Here is a 15,883-nt window from a genome sequence, read left to right as displayed (position 1 = left end):
CGGCGCTGTTCAGCTGCCGGAGGGCAACCACAGCAGCAGCGCCGCGCCCAGTGCGATGCGGTAGATCGCGAAGGCGGTGAACCTGTGCGACTTGATGTAGCCCATCAGCCACTTCACTACGACGAAGCCGGTGATGGCCGCGGCAAGGAAGGCCACGCCCACGTCGGCCCAGTCCTCACTGCCCAGCTGCCCGGCCTTGGCCATTTCCAGGAAGGTGTAGGCGCTGGCGGCGAACATGGTGGGAATGCCGACCAGGAACACGAACTCGGCGGCGGCGGCGCGGCGGCTCAGGCCCAGCAGCATGGCCAGGAAGATCGCCGAGGCCGAGCGCGAGGTGCCGGGGAACACGCCGGCCACTACCTGTGCCAGGCCCACGCCGATCGCCACCGTCCAGGTCACCTGGTCGCGGTCGGGCAGGCGCGCGGTGTAGGCCTCCACCAGCAGCATCCAGACACCACCGATGATCAATGCCCAGGCCACCGGGCTGACCGTCTCCGGCAGCGACCAGCCGGCCTTGCGCACCACCAGGCCGACCACGGCGGTGACCAGGAAGGCGGCGCCCAGCTTGAACACGTACTCACGGTTCTCGCGCTGGTTGAAGCCGGTGGCCAGCTGCAGCAGGCGCTGGCGGAACACCAGCACCACGGCCACGATCGCGCCGGCCTGGATGACGATGTTGAAGAAGTCCGAGCGGGCACCCAGCCAGTGCTGGGCGATGAGCAGGTGGCCGGTGCTGGAGATCGGCAGGAATTCGGTCAAGCCTTCGAGGATGCCCAGCAGCAGGGCGGAGAGCAGGTCGGACATGGACGGTGCGTGACGCGCGGCGGAAGGAAGAAGGTCGAGAGGATAGACGATCCCTGCCGCACCAAACGGGTGCGTCTGGTGGTGGGTGCACCCGTTTGGTGCGCACCGTTCTGCACCGCCACGGAGCGCCCTTTTTGAAATCAATGACTTGCGGCCAGCGAAAAGTTGGCACGGTCGTTGCTCTACCTCAGCAGGCATTCATCCCCATCCGAGGTCGTACCGATGTCCGTGGAAAACGTTGAGAAGCTGATCAAGGACAACCAGATCGAGTTCGTCGATCTGCGTTTCGTGGATATGCGTGGCGTCGAGCAGCACGTCACCTTCCCGGTCAGCATTGTCGAACCGTCGCTGTTCGAAGAAGGCAAGATGTTCGACGGCAGCTCGATCGCCGGCTGGAAGGGCATCAACGAATCGGACATGGTCCTGCTGCCCGACACCACCAGCGCCTACGTCGACCCGTTCTACGCAGATCCGACCATCGTGATCAGCTGCGACATCCTCGATCCGGCCACCATGCAGCCGTACGGCCGCTGCCCGCGCGGCATCGCCAAGCGCGCCGAGGCCTACCTGAAGTCCTCCGGCATCGCCGAAACCGCGTTCTTCGGCCCGGAGCCGGAGTTCTTCATCTTCGACTCGGTCCGTTTCGCCAATGAAATGGGCAACACCTTCTTCAAGGTCGATTCCGAAGAAGCCGCCTGGAACAGCGGCGCCAAGTACGACGGCGCCAACAGCGGCTACCGTCCGGGCGTGAAGGGCGGCTACTTCCCCGTGCCGCCGACCGACACCCTGCACGACCTGCGCGCCGAGATGTGCAAGACCCTGGAACAGGTCGGCATCGAAGTGGAAGTGCAGCACCACGAAGTGGCCACCGCCGGCCAGTGCGAGATCGGCACCAAGTTCAGCACCCTGGTGCAGAAGGCCGATGAACTGCTGCGCATGAAGTACGTGATCAAGAACGTCGCGCACCGCAACGGCAAGACCGTCACCTTCATGCCCAAGCCGATCGTGGGCGACAACGGCAGCGGCATGCACGTGCATCAGTCGCTGTCCAAGGGCGGCACCAACCTGTTCTCCGGTGACGGCTACGGTGGCCTGAGCCAGCTGGCGCTGTGGTACATCGGCGGCATCTTCAAGCACGCCAAGGCCATCAATGCCTTCGCCAACTCGGGCACCAACAGCTACAAGCGCCTGGTGCCGGGCTTCGAGGCGCCGGTGATGCTGGCCTACTCGGCCCGCAACCGTTCGGCCTCGTGCCGCATTCCGTGGGTGTCCAACCCGAAGGCGCGCCGCATCGAAATGCGCTTCCCGGACCCGATCCAGTCCGGCTACCTGACCTTCACCGCACTGATGATGGCCGGCCTGGACGGCATCAAGAACCAGATCGACCCGGGTGCACCGAGCGACAAGGACCTGTACGACCTGCCGCCGGAGGAAGAGAAGCTGATCCCGCAGGTCTGCTCCTCGCTGGACCAGGCGCTGGAAGCGCTGGACAAGGACCGCGAGTTCCTGAAGGCCGGCGGCGTGATGAGCGATGACTTCATCGACGGCTACATCGCGCTGAAGATGCAGGAAGTGACCAAGTTCCGCGCGGCCACCCACCCGCTGGAATACCAGCTGTACTACGCCAGCTGACCGGAGGCGATGGCGGTGGGTTCCCCCTCCCACCCGCCGCCATCGCTTCCGTTTTCGCGGCTGGGGAGCCGCGGTCAGATCGGGGTCGGATCCCATTCGTTTACGAATGGGCGCTGATCCCTATCCAGGGGCAAGAGAGAGACCGGATACGCGACCAGGGCCGCCCTCCCTCCCGCGTCGGTCGTGCAAGGAGAGAGGCACGGCCGTCCCGGCCCTGTACGTGTCCGGTGCAACAGCCACGGTCATCATCCTGATGACCCGTGGTTGCCTGATGCCAACGCGCGCTGGCGCGCTGGCCCCATCCACCCTCGGGACATGCGCATGAAACTGATCTCCGCCATCATCCGACCGTTCAAGCTCGACGAGGTCCGCGAGGCCCTGTCCGATGCAGGCGTGTCGGGCATCACCGTGACCGAAGTGAAAGGTTTCGGTCGCCAGAAGGGCCACACCGAGCTGTATCGCGGCGCCGAGTACGTCGTCGATTTCCTGCCCAAGATCAAGATCGAAACGGTGGTCACCGACGAGCGTGCCGACGCGGTGATCGAAGCGATCCAGTCGTCGGCAGGCACCGGCAAGATCGGTGACGGCAAGATTTTCGTCACCGCCGTCGAACAGGTCATCCGCATCCGCACCGGCGAAATCGGTGCCGACGCGCTGTAACCCCCTTCCGGAGATTCCCCCCATGAAGATGCGCCTTCTCACCGGGTGGCAAGCCCGGTTCCATCTGGTGTGCCTGTTGATGCTGCTCAGCGCACTGGCCGCCGGTGCCTGGCCGGGCAGCGCCCATGCCCAGGCCCAGGTATCGCCGTTGCCGAGCGAAAGCGTGGCGGTCGAGCCGCTGCACGATGCGGCCGCCACCGCCGCGGCGCCGGCCGTGGCCGAAGCGGCCGCCGCCTATGATCGTGGCGACGTCGCCTGGATGCTCACCTCGACCCTGCTGGTGCTGTTGATGGTGGTACCGGGCCTGGCCCTGTTCTACGGCGGCCTGGTGCGTTCGAAGAATGTGCTGTCGGTGCTCAGCCAGATCCTGGTGGTGTTCTCGCTGGTGCTGCTGCTGTGGGTGGCCTATGGCTACAGCGCGGTGTTCAGCGCCGGCAATCCGTTCTTCGGCTCGTTCACCGAATTCGCCTTCCTCAAGGGCTTCACCCCGGAGTCGGTGGGCAACACGCCGATCAAGGGCCTGCCGGACTATCTGTTCGTCGCGTTCCAGTCGACCTTTGCCGGCATCACCACCGCGCTGATCGTCGGTGCCTTCGCCGAGCGCATCAAGTTCCGCGCGGTGCTGCTGTTCTCGGCGCTGTGGTTCACCCTCAGCTACATCCCGATGGCACATATCGTCTGGGGTGGCGGCTACCTGGGTGAGCTGGGTGCCATCGACTTCGCCGGCGGTACCGTGGTCCACATCAACGCGGGCGTCGCCGGCCTGGTCGGCGCGTGGTTCGTCGGCAAGCGCCTGGGCTATGGCCAGACCGCGCTGAAGCCGCACAATGTGCCGTTTACCTACATCGGCGCGATGCTGCTGTGGGTGGGCTGGTTCGGCTTCAACGCCGGCTCGGCAGCAGCGGCCGACACCGTGGCCTCGCTGGCCTTCCTCAACACCGTGCTGGCCACCGCCGCTGCCGTGCTTGGCTGGACCCTGGTGGAGGCGATCGGCAAGGGCAAGCCGTCGGCGCTGGGCGCTGCGTCGGGTGCGGTGGCCGGTCTGGTCGGCATCACCCCGGCCTGTGGCACCGTCGGGCCGCTTGGCGCGATCGTGATCGGTTTTGTCGCCGGCGTGGTCTGCGTGTGGGGCGTGACCGGCCTGAAGCGCCTGCTGAAGGTGGACGACACCGCCGACGTGTTCGGTGTGCATGGTGTCGGCGGCATCGTCGGCGCGATCCTCACCGGCGTGTTCAGTGCGCAGTCGCTGGGCGGCACAAAGGCCGATCTGGATATCGCCCATCAGGTCTGGGTGCAGGTGGTCAGCGTCGGCCTGACCGTGGTGTGGTCGGCGGTGATGACCGCGGTCATCCTGCTGGTGGTCAAGGTCGTGGTCGGCCTGCGCGTGACCGAAGAAGCAGAGCGCACCGGCCTGGATGTGACTTCGCACGGCGAGTCCGCCTACGAGGCCTGACGTGGCGGCGCACTGACGTGGTGGGTGCCGACCGTTGGTCGGCACAGCGGGTAGCCCATCCACGCATGGCGTGGCTCTAACGTTCCTGCTTCAATGGCTGTCTGTAGGCGCGCGTGTTCGCCTCCAACGACCTCGATGGACTACAGAACGGAGTAGGCGTGATTCAGGCGACTTCCGCAGCAGTGATGGAAGACATCGAATGGTATGTCTACCTGCTGACCCTGGACGACTACAGTCCGCATGCGCTGGTGCGTAGTGTGGCCGGCGCAGGAGATCGAGAACACTGGAGCTTTGCTGTGGAGTTCACCTATCGCTGCCTTTCCTCCGGTCTGTGGCGACTCTCCTACGGCCTGCCTCCGGAGCTGGGGCTTTCCAGCATCGATCGTCGATCCGAGCACCAGCAATCTGATCAACATCATGGTGCCTGGAGCACATGCATTGGATCCGGGCTTTGTGATCCGACAGGTGCTTCCGGATGGATTCGGTGGATTCTCAGTCTCAACCAGAGGCTGGGGTACGGGTTCGCGTCCAATGTTCAACTCGAATTGATGGGCCAAGTGTGGAGTTCCAATACGCGCGATACTGGTGGCGAAGTTGGCAAGTTGCGGTGGCCTTGGAGTACTTTTCCCTCAAGGCAGAAATGCATGAGCTACCGGGGCTCTGATGGAAAGATGGTGGAGATCTGCCAGTGAGTGAGCGTGAGTTGGGGGCAAAGATTGTGTCTGTGATTGCCAGCTCCGTGCTTGGAGCGGCTCTATTCATAGGCATTCCGCTGAGTTCTCGGATAGGCAGCTTTTCGCAGGCTGCAATTTTCACATCGCTGGTTTGCGCCATAGCCGCTGTGTCGGGCCTCATCTTCGGTGTGCCCGGGGTTATGCTTGTGGACAAGTTTCTTCCGCGGTTCAAAGCTCGTTATGTTGTAGCTGCACCAATCTGTGCCTTGTTGGCGTGGCTCGCGTTCGAGGGTGCCTTCTCTCCTGGCGCTTGGATAAAGGTCTGGACCAGTCCTTCCTTTTGGTTTGGGTGGGCTCCCAGGCGCGCTGGCATCATGCTTTTCATCGGGTTGGCCGTGGGTGCCTTCTACATGTTGATCTGGCCGCGGATTGGACGAATGATGAAGGTCAACACGGCCTTGTGACTGAGGGCGATGGAATCGGGTGTCTGTGCGCAGCAAGGTGGCGGCGGCAAATAGCCAGGCATACAGCGGCGCGGGGAAGTAGGGGGCATCGATGAGTACAACCGTGCACTGAACGCAGTGACGACGGCGCTGGTGGGCGGTGTGGCGGGACAGGGCGCTGGCCAGGCCGCGTCCAATGCACTGGCGCCCTATGCCGCTCACTTCATCGGCAGCACGCTTGACCCGAACCACGGCAGCGACCCCAATGCGACTCTGCAACTGCTGTCGCATGCGGTGTTGGGTGCGCTGCTGGCGGAAGCCGATGGTGGCAGTGCGGGAACCGGAGCCGTGTCCGCGGCCGGCGGCGAGTTGGCCGCGAAGGTACTGACTAATACATTTACCGGCGGAGACCCCTCCAAGCTGAGCCCGGAGCAGAAAGAGATGGTGCTGGCGTTGTCGCAGGCAATTGGCGCACTGGCGGGCGGGCTGTCGGAGCAAAAGAAGGTCACGAAATGAGTGCTAGTGATGTGAAAGATGCTGGAAGAATTTCCGTTCAGGCTGCATATGTATTGATGTGCGTGTTCCTTCAGAAGTATATGGAGAGGGGGGAGGGGCAGGACACTCTTGTTGATCTGTTATCTTCGGGAGGGTCATTTCTATGGGCGAATGGCTTGCCCAACGATCCGGCAATGTGGGATGACTGGTGTGATGCATTTGCAGAGGTTGTCACCGTGGGGAGTGCTCTTAGTTCTGAATTTTGTAGCGCACAAATTAATTCGTCGGGCGAGTACTTGGCGTTGCTGGATGCGTTCTCGGTAATGATGGTATTCCTTGAGTCGATTTTTGACCGATCTGGTGAGGATCTTCCGCTGTTCGAAGTTGTTGTTCGCCTTATGTCGCCTCTAGGTGATTCCGGTTGTCTTGATGATTCCTCTGTCTGGGCTGAGTGGGTGGAGTCGGTTAGGAAGGTGAGGGCATAGGGTTCTGGGCGGTTGCTTGTTCAATGGAGGTTGGGGTTAAACGGCCGCCTCGATGAAGTTGCTCGGCTTGACGGTGTTGCCAGTCTGTATGTCACCGGTCGAAGCAGTGGTGACGCGCCAAGGTAGATTTCTTCGCAATGCGGGCGCGGAGGGATTGACCAGATCGGCCACTGGCGGGATCTGAGGGGCCGTTGATGAATCATTTTGTTTAAGTTGTTATGACGGTTGTTCCCTGGGTTCACGTGTCCACGGTGTTGGAATCGATTCGGCGGCATGGCTGGGTCCGTTTCGAGGATTGAAGGTAGGTGATGAGGAACTTGGGCGTTTGGCTATTCGAATTGGAGTTTGAGATTTGGGCATGAGGTGGGGGCGTCATTGAGTTTTTGCATGACAGCTCCCCAGTTCTCCAGCGATCCGGACGAAGCGAAGAACCACGGCTGCAGTCATGGTTACAATCCGCCCATGATCAGCCCCCGCCTTCTGGCTTCCACACTGCTGGCCCTGGCCCTTTCGGCCTGCACCGCCACCGCGCCTGTGCAGCACAACCCGCTCGCCACCTGGGTCCCATCACCCAACCAGAACGCGCGCACCCCGGTCATCATCGTCATCCACCACACTGAGCAGAAATCGGTGCAGCAGAGCCTGCATACGTTGCGCACGGCCAACAGCGGTGGGCCGGTCAGTGCGCACTACCTGATCGGCGCCGATGGCCATCGTTACCAGCTGGTGGCTGATGAGCGCCGTGCCTGGCACGCCGGCGCCGGGCGCTGGGGCACCATCACCGATCTCAATTCGGCTTCGATCGGTATCGAGCTCGACAACGATGGCCGCAGCCCGTTCAGTGCGGCACAGATCGAATCGCTGATCGTGCTGCTGCGCGATCTCACCACGCGCCTGAACATCCCGCCGCGCCAGGTGATCGGCCATGCCGACCTGGCGCCGACGCGCAAGCAGGATCCGAGCCGCTTCTTCCCATGGCAGCAGTTGGCCGAGGCCGGTTTCGGCGTGTGGCCGCGCGCGGCCGACGGCGCGGCACCGGAAGGTTTCGACGCGTGGAATGCCCTGGCCCGCTTCGGCTATCCGCTGGACAACCGCGAAGCCACCGTCGCCGCCTTCCACCGCCGTTTCCGTGGCCGCGACGACCTGCCGAAGACGCTGGATGCCGAGGACGCCCGCATCCTGCACTCGCTGCTGCTGCAGACGCCGTGACTCCGCGCATGAACGCTTGGCCCCGCGCTGGGTTGCCGCCCAGCGGCCGGCCCGCCACCATGGCGGCATGATCGATTCCGCCACCTTCTTCAAGCGCAAGCACTGGACCCTGCTGGCAGCGGCCGTGCTCGCCGGTTGCGCCACCACCGCTCCCCGCACGGGCTCCGAAGCGCCCACGCCGACCTCGCCGCCGGCGGCCACCTACGCCAAGGTCGGCTGGAAAGCCCTGCCAGCGGTCTCGGACAGCGATCTGCAGGCCGGCTTCGTGGCTTGGCGCAGCAGCTGCGCCCGCCTGAAAAACGACGCTGTCTGGGCCAAGCCCTGCGCCACCGCCGCAGCGGTGTCAGACAAGAACCCGGCCGCGATCCGCCAGTTCCTGCAGCGCGACCTCGATGCCTATGCGCTGCGTGCCGGTGGCCATCAGGCCGACGGATTGATCACCGGCTACTACGAGCCGATCTACCCCGGCAGCCTGACCCGCACCGACAAGGCGACGGTGCCGGTCTACGGCACGCCGGATGATCTGGTGGTGGTGCAGCTGGACAGCCTCTACCCGGAACTGAAGGGCAAGCGCCTGCGCGGGCGCGTCGAAGGCAAGGTGCTCAAGCCCTATGACGACGCCGGCACCATCGCGGCCAAGGGCGCCAAGGCGCCGGTGCTGGCCTGGCTGACCGATCCGATGGACCTGCAGTTGCTGCAGATCCAGGGGTCCGGCCGCGTGCGCCTGGCCGATGGCAAGCAGGTACGGCTGGCCTATGCGGAACAGAACGGCCACCCCTACCGTGCCATCGGTCGTTGGCTGGTGGATCAGGGCCAGCTGAAGAAGGAAGACGTCACCATGGACGCGATCCGCGCCTGGGCCCGGGCCAATCCCGCGCGCGTGCCGGAACTGCTGCGCAGCAATCCCAGCTACGTGTTCTTCGTGCGCAATCCGGACAGCCCGGAAGGCCCCCGCGGTTCACTGAACGTGCCGCTCACCGCGGGCTACAGCGTGGCGGTGGACCGTACCGTGGTGCCGCTGGGCAGCCTGCTGTGGCTGTCGACCACGCGCCCCGATGGCACGCCCGTGGTACGCCCGGTGGCTGCGCAGGACACCGGCGGCGCCATCGCCGGCGAGGTGCGCGCGGACCTGTACTGGGGCAGTGGCGATGCCGCCGGCAAGCTGGCCGGCGACATGAAGCAGAAGGGCAACATCTGGATGCTGTGGCCGAAGGGCGTGCCCCTGCCGAACTGAACCAGCAGGGGGCGGATCCCTTTCCAAAGGAAAGGGCTCTGGCCCCGGATGCCTGATAATGGCGCCATTCCGAACTTTCCGGCCGCGCCTGCGGCCAGGACCCCTGCAATGACCTACGCAAAGCACAACGCAAAACCCGGCGCGAAATCCGCCGCAAAGAAGTACTACAAGCACTGGGCCGAATCGGGCCTGGGCAAGGGCAACGTGCTGATGGAAGCGCGCGGCGACAAGATCGTGCGGCAGGTGGAAATCTACGGCACCAAGATGGTCTGGGCCGACGAGCACGCCCACAGCGATGACCGTTTCCTGCTGGCCGACCAGCCGGTGTCGTTCCTGGATTTCGACGAGGACGACGAAATCTCCGCGCGTGAATTCGAAGCCGCCTGGAAGAAGGCACGGGAAGCCACCGGCTACCCGGTGTAATCCCCCCGGCTCCCGCCCTTGTAGCGCCGAGCCTTGCTCGACGCTGCAAAAAGCGGGCATGTGAAATGTTATATGATTACATTTCACCGTAACCGCCCCTTCCCATGAAGACTCCCACCCTTGTGGCCGCCTTGGCGGCCGCACCGTTCGCCCCTGAAGCTCTCGCACAGTCCGCCGATGCCGCGCTCACCCTCGGCAAGGTGCAGGTGCACCAGCACGGCGAAGGCCAGCTCAGTGCGCACCAGGTGCTGACTTCGGTGGACGTGCTCGGCGCGGACCAGATCGAAAACCGCAACGTCTCGCACAGCTGGGAACTGCTCGGGCAGATGCCCGGCATCCAGCTCACCGAAACCCGGCAGGGTGCCGAATCGGGCAAGGTCAGCTTCCGCGCCTTCAACGGCGAGGGCTACCTCAATGCCATCAAGACCCTCATCGACGGCATCCCCAGCAACGTCAACAGCGGCAACCAGCGCTTCATCGACATGCTGTTCCCGCTGGACATCAGCTACATCGAAGTGGTGCGTGGTACCAACGATCCGCGCTATGGCCTGCACAACATCGGCGGCAACGTGAACTTCGGTACGCGCCAGGGCGGCAGCTACACCGATGCGCGCCTGGCCTACGGCAGCTACAACACCCGTGATGCGCAGCTGGCGATTGGCCGCGAAGCCAATGGCTTCGCGCAGAACTACTTTGTCGGCACCCAGGCCAGCGATGGTTATCGCGACCACGACACCTCCAGGAAGTACTCGCTGGGCGGCAAGTGGTTCTTCGGCACGCTGGACGAAGGGCTGCGCGTGGGCCTGACCGCGCGCGCCTATCACCATGAAGCCGACGAACCGGGCTTCATGACCGCTGAGGAACTGCGCACGCACCGCCGTGGCAGCGAGCTGCGCAACGGCAACGACGGCGATGACCGCGACATGCGCCAGATCGCCGCGCACGTCGACCTGAAGCTGTCCGACGCACTCACCTTCGGCACGCGGCTCTACTACAACCGCTATGAAGACGACCGCCGCGTGACCTTCAGCGACCTGCCCACCGGCAACCTGCCGCGCCAGCGCCGCGTGTGGGATGAACGCCAGACTGGCCTGCTCAGCACGCTGACCTGGCAGGCCAGCTCCACGCTTACTGTCGAGGGCGGCCTGAACTACGAGCAGCAGGACAACGGCTATATCCGCGAGCGCTATGCCTACGCCGAACCGACCGATTACAGCCAGCCGCCGGCGCGCGTGCAGAACGACGACCGCCACAGCTTCGACAACTGGGGCGCCTACGTGCAGGCGATCTACCAGCCCGCCGAGGCGTGGAAGATCGTGCCGGCCTATCGTATCGATCGCTTCAGTGGCAGCACGCACCTGATGAACGGCATCACCGCCCGGCTGCAGGATTACGGCAGCATCGGCCAGCCCAAGCTGAGCATCATCCACAGCCTGGGCCAGACCACCCACGTCTACGCCAACTGGGGCCGCACCTTCCAGGTGCTGACCGGGTCCACCGCACCGGCCTACCTCACCCCGGGGCAGGTGCCGATGCAGCCGTCCACCAATACGGGCATGGAGCTGGGCCTGAAGTTCCAGCCGTTCCAGGGCGCCCAGGCGCGCCTGGCGGTGTGGCAGCAGGACGCGGAAAACGAGGTATCCAACATGCCTGCCACCGGCACCACGGTCACCCTGGGCAAGACCCGCCGGCGCGGCGTGGATGCGCAGTTGAGCCTGCAACTGGGCGATGACTGGACGGTATGGGCGTCGCACGCCTACCAGGAAGCGAAGATCACCCGCGACGACCGCGATGCCGGCATTTCCCTGCACGGCCGCGAAGTGGCCGCCACCCCGCGCCACATCAGCAATCTGGGTGTGGACTACCGCGCCAGCGACGCGCTGCGCCTCGGCCTGCAGGCACGCGCGCAGGGCGACTACTACCTTGAGGAGCGCAACGTGGCCGGCAAGTTCGGTGGCTTCGCCGTGCTCGACCTCAGTGCTGCCTATCAGCTCACCCCGCGTTTCAGCGTGGACCTGCAACTGAAGAACGTCACCGGCCGCGAGTACGCCTACGCCTGGTACGACAGCTTCTTCTGGGACAGCGCCCGCCCGATGTTCTCGCCGGCGCCGGGCCGCAGCGTGTTCGTTGGCCTCAACATGAAGCTGTAACCGGCCCTGCATCTGGTAGTGGTCGAGCTTGCTCGACCTGCAGCAGGGGTCAGAGCCCTTTCCGCCAGGAAAGGGCTCTGACCCCGAACCCCGCGTTTTGCACTACATTGGTGCAATGTCCGACCCCGCACCCCCGCCGTCCCTTGATGCCCTGGGCACGCCGCTGGCCTGGGCCGGGGCCGATGGCTGCATTGCCGGCTGCAATCCGGCCTTCGCCCGCTGGCTGGGCGTCAGCGTCCGGCGCCTGCTGGGTCGGCCATTGGCCGCACTGGAAGTGCAGGGCGAGGCACTTGCCCATTTCCTGGCCCGCGATGAGCGCGACAGCCTGCGCCTGAACCGGCTAGCGCTGGCGGTGCCCGGCGAGGCGCCGCGCTTCGCCGAGGGCTGGATGAGCCGCCGCGACGATGGTGGCTGGCTGCTGGAGGCGCATCCGGTCGATGAATTCCCCGGGCTGGACCCAACCCAGGCGCTGCCCAGCGCGCTCAGCGCGGCGCTGAAGGGCCTGGCCCACGAGCTGCGCAACCCGCTGGCCGGGCTGAAGGGCGCGGCCCAGCTGCTGGCCCGCCGCGCGGCGCAGCGCGACGCCAGCGAACGTGAGCTGATCGAACTGATCGGCTCGGAGATCGAGCGCCTCAACGGCCTTCTCGACCAGCTGCTGTCGCCGGCCCCGGCCGCGCCGCATGCGGAACTGAACATCCATGCCGCGCTGGAACGTGTGCTGCGCCTGGCCGAGAACGAGGCCGGCTGGGCGGTACGCCTGCAGCGCGACTACGACCCCAGCATTCCCGAATTCCACGGCGACGCCGACCGCCTCACCCAGGCGGTGTGGAACCTGGTGCGCAACGCGATCCAGGCCGGTGCCGGCAGCATCACCCTGCGCACCCGCGTGGAGCATGGGGTGCGCATCGCCGAGCAGTTGCACACGTTGGCCTTGCGCCTGGAAATCGCCGACGACGGCCGTGGCGTGCCCGAGGAGCTGGCCGAACACCTGTTCCTGCCGCTGGTCAGTGGCCGTGCCGAAGGCACCGGGCTGGGCCTGGCACTGGCCCAGCAGGTCGCGCGCGAGCATCGCGGCACGCTCACCTACCGTTCGCGTCCGGGCCATACCGTGTTCACCCTGCTGTTGCCGATCGGCAACGGCGCCGCTCCTGCCGAGGAGGCCCCGCGCGATGTCTGAGTCCCCCACCACCGCACAGCGCATCTGGGTGGTCGACGATGATCGTGCGGTGCGCTTCGTACTGTGCACCGCGCTGCGCGAGGCGGGGTACCAGGTCGTTGATTTCGACAGTGCCGCTCCCGCCCTGCAGGCGTTGAGCGCGGGCCCGCCACCGGCGCTGCTGTTCACCGATGTGCGCATGCCCGGCGACGATGGCCTGGTACTGCTGGACAAGCTCAAGGCCGCGTTGCCGCAGCTGCCGGTGGTGGTGATGTCGGCCTATACCGATGTCGCCAGCACCGCCGGTGCGTTCCGCGGGGGCGCGCATGAATTCCTGTCCAAGCCGTTCGACCTGGACGATGCCGTGGCGCTGGCGCAGCGTGTGCTGCCGGCCGTGGCGCCCGCGCTGGCCGCCCCCAGCCCCGCCGCCGAAACGCCCGGCGACCAGCCGCCGCAACTGGTGGGCGATACCCCCCCGATGCGTGCGCTGTTCCGCGCCATCGGTCGCCTGGCGCAGGCACCGCTGGCGGTGCTGATCACCGGCGAGACCGGCACCGGCAAGGAGCTGGTGGCCAATGCGCTGCACCGCGAATCGCCGCGTGCGCAGGGCCCGTTCGTCGCGCTCAATACCGCCGCGATCCCGGCCGAACTGCTGGAGAGCGAGCTGTTCGGCCACGAAGCTGGCGCCTTCACCGGTGCGCAGCGCCGTCATGTCGGCCGCTTCGAGCAGGCCAACGGCGGCACGCTGTTCCTGGATGAGATCGGCGACATGCCGTTGCCGCTGCAGACCCGCCTGCTGCGTGTGCTGGCGCAGGGTGAGTTCTTCCGCGTCGGTGGCCGCGAGCTGATCCGCGTCGATGTGCGCGTGGTGGCCGCCACCCACCAGGATCTGGAAGGCCTGGTCGCGCAGGGCAAGTTCCGCGCCGATCTGCTGCATCGCCTGGACGTGGTGCGCCTGCAGTTGCCGCCGCTGCGCGAGCGCCGCGAGGACATCGCGCAACTGGCCAGCACGTTCCTGGCCGCCGCCGCACGCAGGCTGGATACGCCGCCGAAGCGCCTCACCGCCGCGGCTCTGCAGGCGCTGCGCGAACACGACTGGCCGGGCAACGTGCGCGAACTGGAGAACGTGTGCTGGCGGATGGCCGCGCTGGCCGCCGCCGACACCATCGGCGTGGCCGATGTCGATACCGCGCTGAACCGCGCGCGTGGCCGCCGCAACAGCGCCAGCGCAGCCGATCCGGGCCAATGGGAAGCGCTGCTGGCCGAATGGGCGCGCCGTCAGCTGGCCGAAGGCGTGGAAGGGCTGCACGCGCAGGTGCGCGAGCGGGTCGACCATGCCCTGCTGGAGGCAGCGTTGCAGATCACCCACGGTCGCCGCGCCGAAGCCGCTGCCCGCCTCGGCCTCGGCCGCAATACCCTTACCCGCAAGCTGGGCGCCGGGCGCCGTCGCGGGGGCCATTGAACGGTCCCTGCACGCGATCCTCGCGCCCGCTTGCCGAACCGTTGATCGTTCATGGACGATGCAATGCTTAGTGTCACCTGCAAGGAGTCTTCGATGCGTCTGTCCTTTGCCATCCTGCCGTTGTCCGCCGCCGTGCTGCTGTCTGCCTGTGGCAGCGCGCCGAAGAAGGCCGAGCCCACCCCGCCGCCGCCCACCGTGGTCAGCGCAGCGAAGCAGGGTGAGGCCAATCTGTCGCCGGCCTCGGCCAGCATCGTCAGTGGCCGCATCGCACTGATGGTGGAGCCCGGCGGTATCCACGTCACCGGCCTGATCGGTGGCCTGCAGCCGATGCAGCAGGCCGGTTTCCACATCCACGAGCGCGGCGACTGCAGCGCGGTGGATGCCAGCAGTGCCGGCAACCACTTCAACCCCGGTGGCGCCGCGCATGGCCGCGCCGGCACCGGCAAGCACCACCTGGGCGACATGGACAACCTGCGTGCCGATGCCCAGGGCCGCGCCAACGTCGATATCCACCTCAAGGGCGTTACCCTTGGCGGAGGCGCCGCCACCGATATCGCCGGACGTGCACTGGTCGTGCATGCCAACGCCGACGACTATCGCAGCCAGCCCGCCGGCAATGCCGGCGTCCGCATCGCCTGTGGCGTGATCCGGGTCGTCCGCTGATCACTGCAGGCAACATCCAGGGAGAGATTCCAATGCGTCTGATCCACACTTCGCTGTTTGCGGCCATCGCCGCGCTGGGCCTGGCGGCCTGTAACCAGCAGCCCGCCGCGCCGCAGGCGGAAACCCCGCCGGCCGCCCCGGCCGAGGGCGCCACCAGCGAACCGGCCGCTACGCCAGCCCCGGCGGCTGCACCGGCTGCCGATGCCTCGGCCACCGCCGAACTGGCACCGACCCAGGGCAACGAAACCAAGGGCAGCGTCACCTTCAAGGTGGTCGACGGCAAGGTCCACGTGACCGGCCAGATCACCGGCCTGAAGCCGGGCAGCGAGCACGGCTTCCACATCCACGAGAAGGGCGACTGCAGCGCCCCGGACGGTATGAGCGCCGGTGGCCACTTCAACCCGGGCAAGCAGGATCACGGCAACGTCGCCACCGATCCGCACCACGGCGGCGACATGCCCAACATCAAGGCCGACGACAAGGGCGTGGCCACCATCGACGGCCCGGTGTCGAGCAATGTCAACATCGGCAAGGGTGATGACTTCGACATCATCGGCCGCGGCCTGATCGTCCACGCCGATGCGGACGACTACAAGACCCAGCCGACCGGCAACGCCGGCGCACGCCTGGCGTGTGCGGTGATCCAGAAGGCCCCGTAAGAATCAAGGAACGCCAGCGCAAGCCGGCGTTCTTCATTATCGGTAGTGCCGGCCGCTGGCCGGCAATCGCAGATCCGGACGTTGCCGGCCAGCGGCCGGCACTACCCGTCTTCAGCGCGCCAGCAGTTCGTGCGCGTCCTGGCCGGCACTCGCAGTGCACGAACAGCACTGCGGCCATTTCTGCTGGAGACGGAAAACGCCGGCGCAAGCCGGCGTTCTTCATTATCGGTAGTGCCGGCCGCTGGCCGGCAATCGCAGATCCGGACGTTGCCGGCCAGCGG

At 65.9% G+C, this 15,883-nt stretch carries 15 protein-coding genes; 14 read left to right on the top strand and 1 reads right to left on the bottom strand.

Features of this window, described 5'->3' with window-relative positions; all coding sequences use genetic code 11:
• Positions 1 to 9: 9 nt before the first annotated feature.
• Positions 10 to 804, bottom strand: coding sequence for an undecaprenyl-diphosphate phosphatase (locus AC5P7I_RS16135; protein WP_014645490.1), 795 nt, complete (start codon positions 802 to 804; stop codon positions 10 to 12).
• Between the two features lie 222 nt (positions 805 to 1,026).
• Here AC5P7I_RS16135 and glnA point away from each other — a divergent pair, with 222 nt between their 5' ends.
• The 14 genes from glnA to AC5P7I_RS16065 all read left to right on the top strand — a co-directional run bounded on the left by glnA (position 1,027) and on the right by AC5P7I_RS16065 (position 15,602).
• A complete protein-coding gene (gene glnA, locus AC5P7I_RS16130) occupies positions 1,027 to 2,436 on the top strand; it encodes a type I glutamate--ammonia ligase (RefSeq protein ID WP_014645491.1) in 1,410 nt (469 codons plus the stop codon).
• Between the two features lie 321 nt (positions 2,437 to 2,757).
• Positions 2,758 to 3,096: a P-II family nitrogen regulator gene (locus AC5P7I_RS16125; protein WP_004134334.1), complete on the top strand. Its 339-nt coding sequence runs from the start codon at positions 2,758 to 2,760 to the stop codon at positions 3,094 to 3,096.
• Between the two features lie 22 nt (positions 3,097 to 3,118).
• Positions 3,119 to 4,549, top strand: coding sequence for an ammonium transporter (gene amt / locus AC5P7I_RS16120; RefSeq protein WP_014645492.1), 1,431 nt, complete (start codon positions 3,119 to 3,121; stop codon positions 4,547 to 4,549).
• 113 nt (positions 4,550 to 4,662) lie between these two features.
• Entirely contained in the window at positions 4,663 to 5,241 is a 579-nt protein-coding gene (locus AC5P7I_RS16115) for a hypothetical protein (RefSeq protein WP_262219484.1), read from the top strand.
• A 563-nt stretch (positions 5,242 to 5,804) separates the two neighbouring features.
• Positions 5,805 to 6,182 (top strand): VENN motif pre-toxin domain-containing protein, encoded by a 378-nt coding sequence (locus tag AC5P7I_RS16110; RefSeq protein ID WP_262087913.1) that lies wholly within the window; start codon positions 5,805 to 5,807, stop codon positions 6,180 to 6,182.
• Complete coding sequence (locus AC5P7I_RS16105; protein WP_262087914.1) at positions 6,179 to 6,646, top strand: hypothetical protein; 468 nt, start codon at positions 6,179 to 6,181, stop codon at positions 6,644 to 6,646. Before AC5P7I_RS16110 ends, AC5P7I_RS16105 begins: the two co-directional genes overlap by 4 nt.
• 462 nt (positions 6,647 to 7,108) lie before the next feature.
• The gene (locus tag AC5P7I_RS16100) at positions 7,109 to 7,855 is read left to right on the top strand and encodes an N-acetylmuramoyl-L-alanine amidase (RefSeq protein WP_100450931.1); all 747 of its coding nucleotides are present in this window, start codon (positions 7,109 to 7,111) and stop codon (positions 7,853 to 7,855) included.
• A gap of 67 nt (positions 7,856 to 7,922) precedes the next feature.
• Positions 7,923 to 9,089 (top strand): murein transglycosylase A, encoded by a 1,167-nt coding sequence (gene mltA / locus AC5P7I_RS16095; protein WP_032959393.1) that lies wholly within the window; start codon positions 7,923 to 7,925, stop codon positions 9,087 to 9,089.
• A gap of 108 nt (positions 9,090 to 9,197) precedes the next feature.
• On the top strand, positions 9,198 to 9,512 hold the full coding sequence (locus tag AC5P7I_RS16090; RefSeq protein ID WP_005411860.1) for a hypothetical protein: 315 nt from the start codon (positions 9,198 to 9,200) through the stop codon (positions 9,510 to 9,512).
• A 104-nt stretch (positions 9,513 to 9,616) separates the two neighbouring features.
• Positions 9,617 to 11,662 carry a TonB-dependent receptor gene (locus tag AC5P7I_RS16085; RefSeq protein WP_075075899.1) on the top strand — a complete coding sequence of 682 codons (2,046 nt, stop codon included), beginning with the start codon at positions 9,617 to 9,619 and terminating at the stop codon, positions 11,660 to 11,662.
• A gap of 115 nt (positions 11,663 to 11,777) precedes the next feature.
• Positions 11,778 to 12,839 (top strand): two-component system sensor histidine kinase NtrB, encoded by a 1,062-nt coding sequence (locus AC5P7I_RS16080; RefSeq protein WP_032959394.1) that lies wholly within the window; start codon positions 11,778 to 11,780, stop codon positions 12,837 to 12,839.
• Complete coding sequence (ntrC, locus tag AC5P7I_RS16075) at positions 12,832 to 14,280, top strand: nitrogen regulation protein NR(I) (protein WP_014645497.1); 1,449 nt, start codon at positions 12,832 to 12,834, stop codon at positions 14,278 to 14,280. The genes AC5P7I_RS16080 and ntrC overlap by 8 nt, the downstream gene beginning before the upstream one ends.
• A gap of 93 nt (positions 14,281 to 14,373) precedes the next feature.
• A complete protein-coding gene (locus tag AC5P7I_RS16070) occupies positions 14,374 to 14,943 on the top strand; it encodes a superoxide dismutase family protein (RefSeq protein ID WP_075075898.1) in 570 nt (189 codons plus the stop codon).
• A 32-nt stretch (positions 14,944 to 14,975) separates the two neighbouring features.
• Positions 14,976 to 15,602, top strand: coding sequence for a superoxide dismutase family protein (locus tag AC5P7I_RS16065; protein ID WP_169411688.1), 627 nt, complete (start codon positions 14,976 to 14,978; stop codon positions 15,600 to 15,602).
• Positions 15,603 to 15,883 lie beyond the last annotated feature (281 nt).

This window comes from Stenotrophomonas sp. YJH_SMC_138 (genome assembly GCF_059369855.1).
Note: the sequence above shows the minus strand (reverse complement) of the source record. Positions and strands in the feature narration are given on the sequence as shown.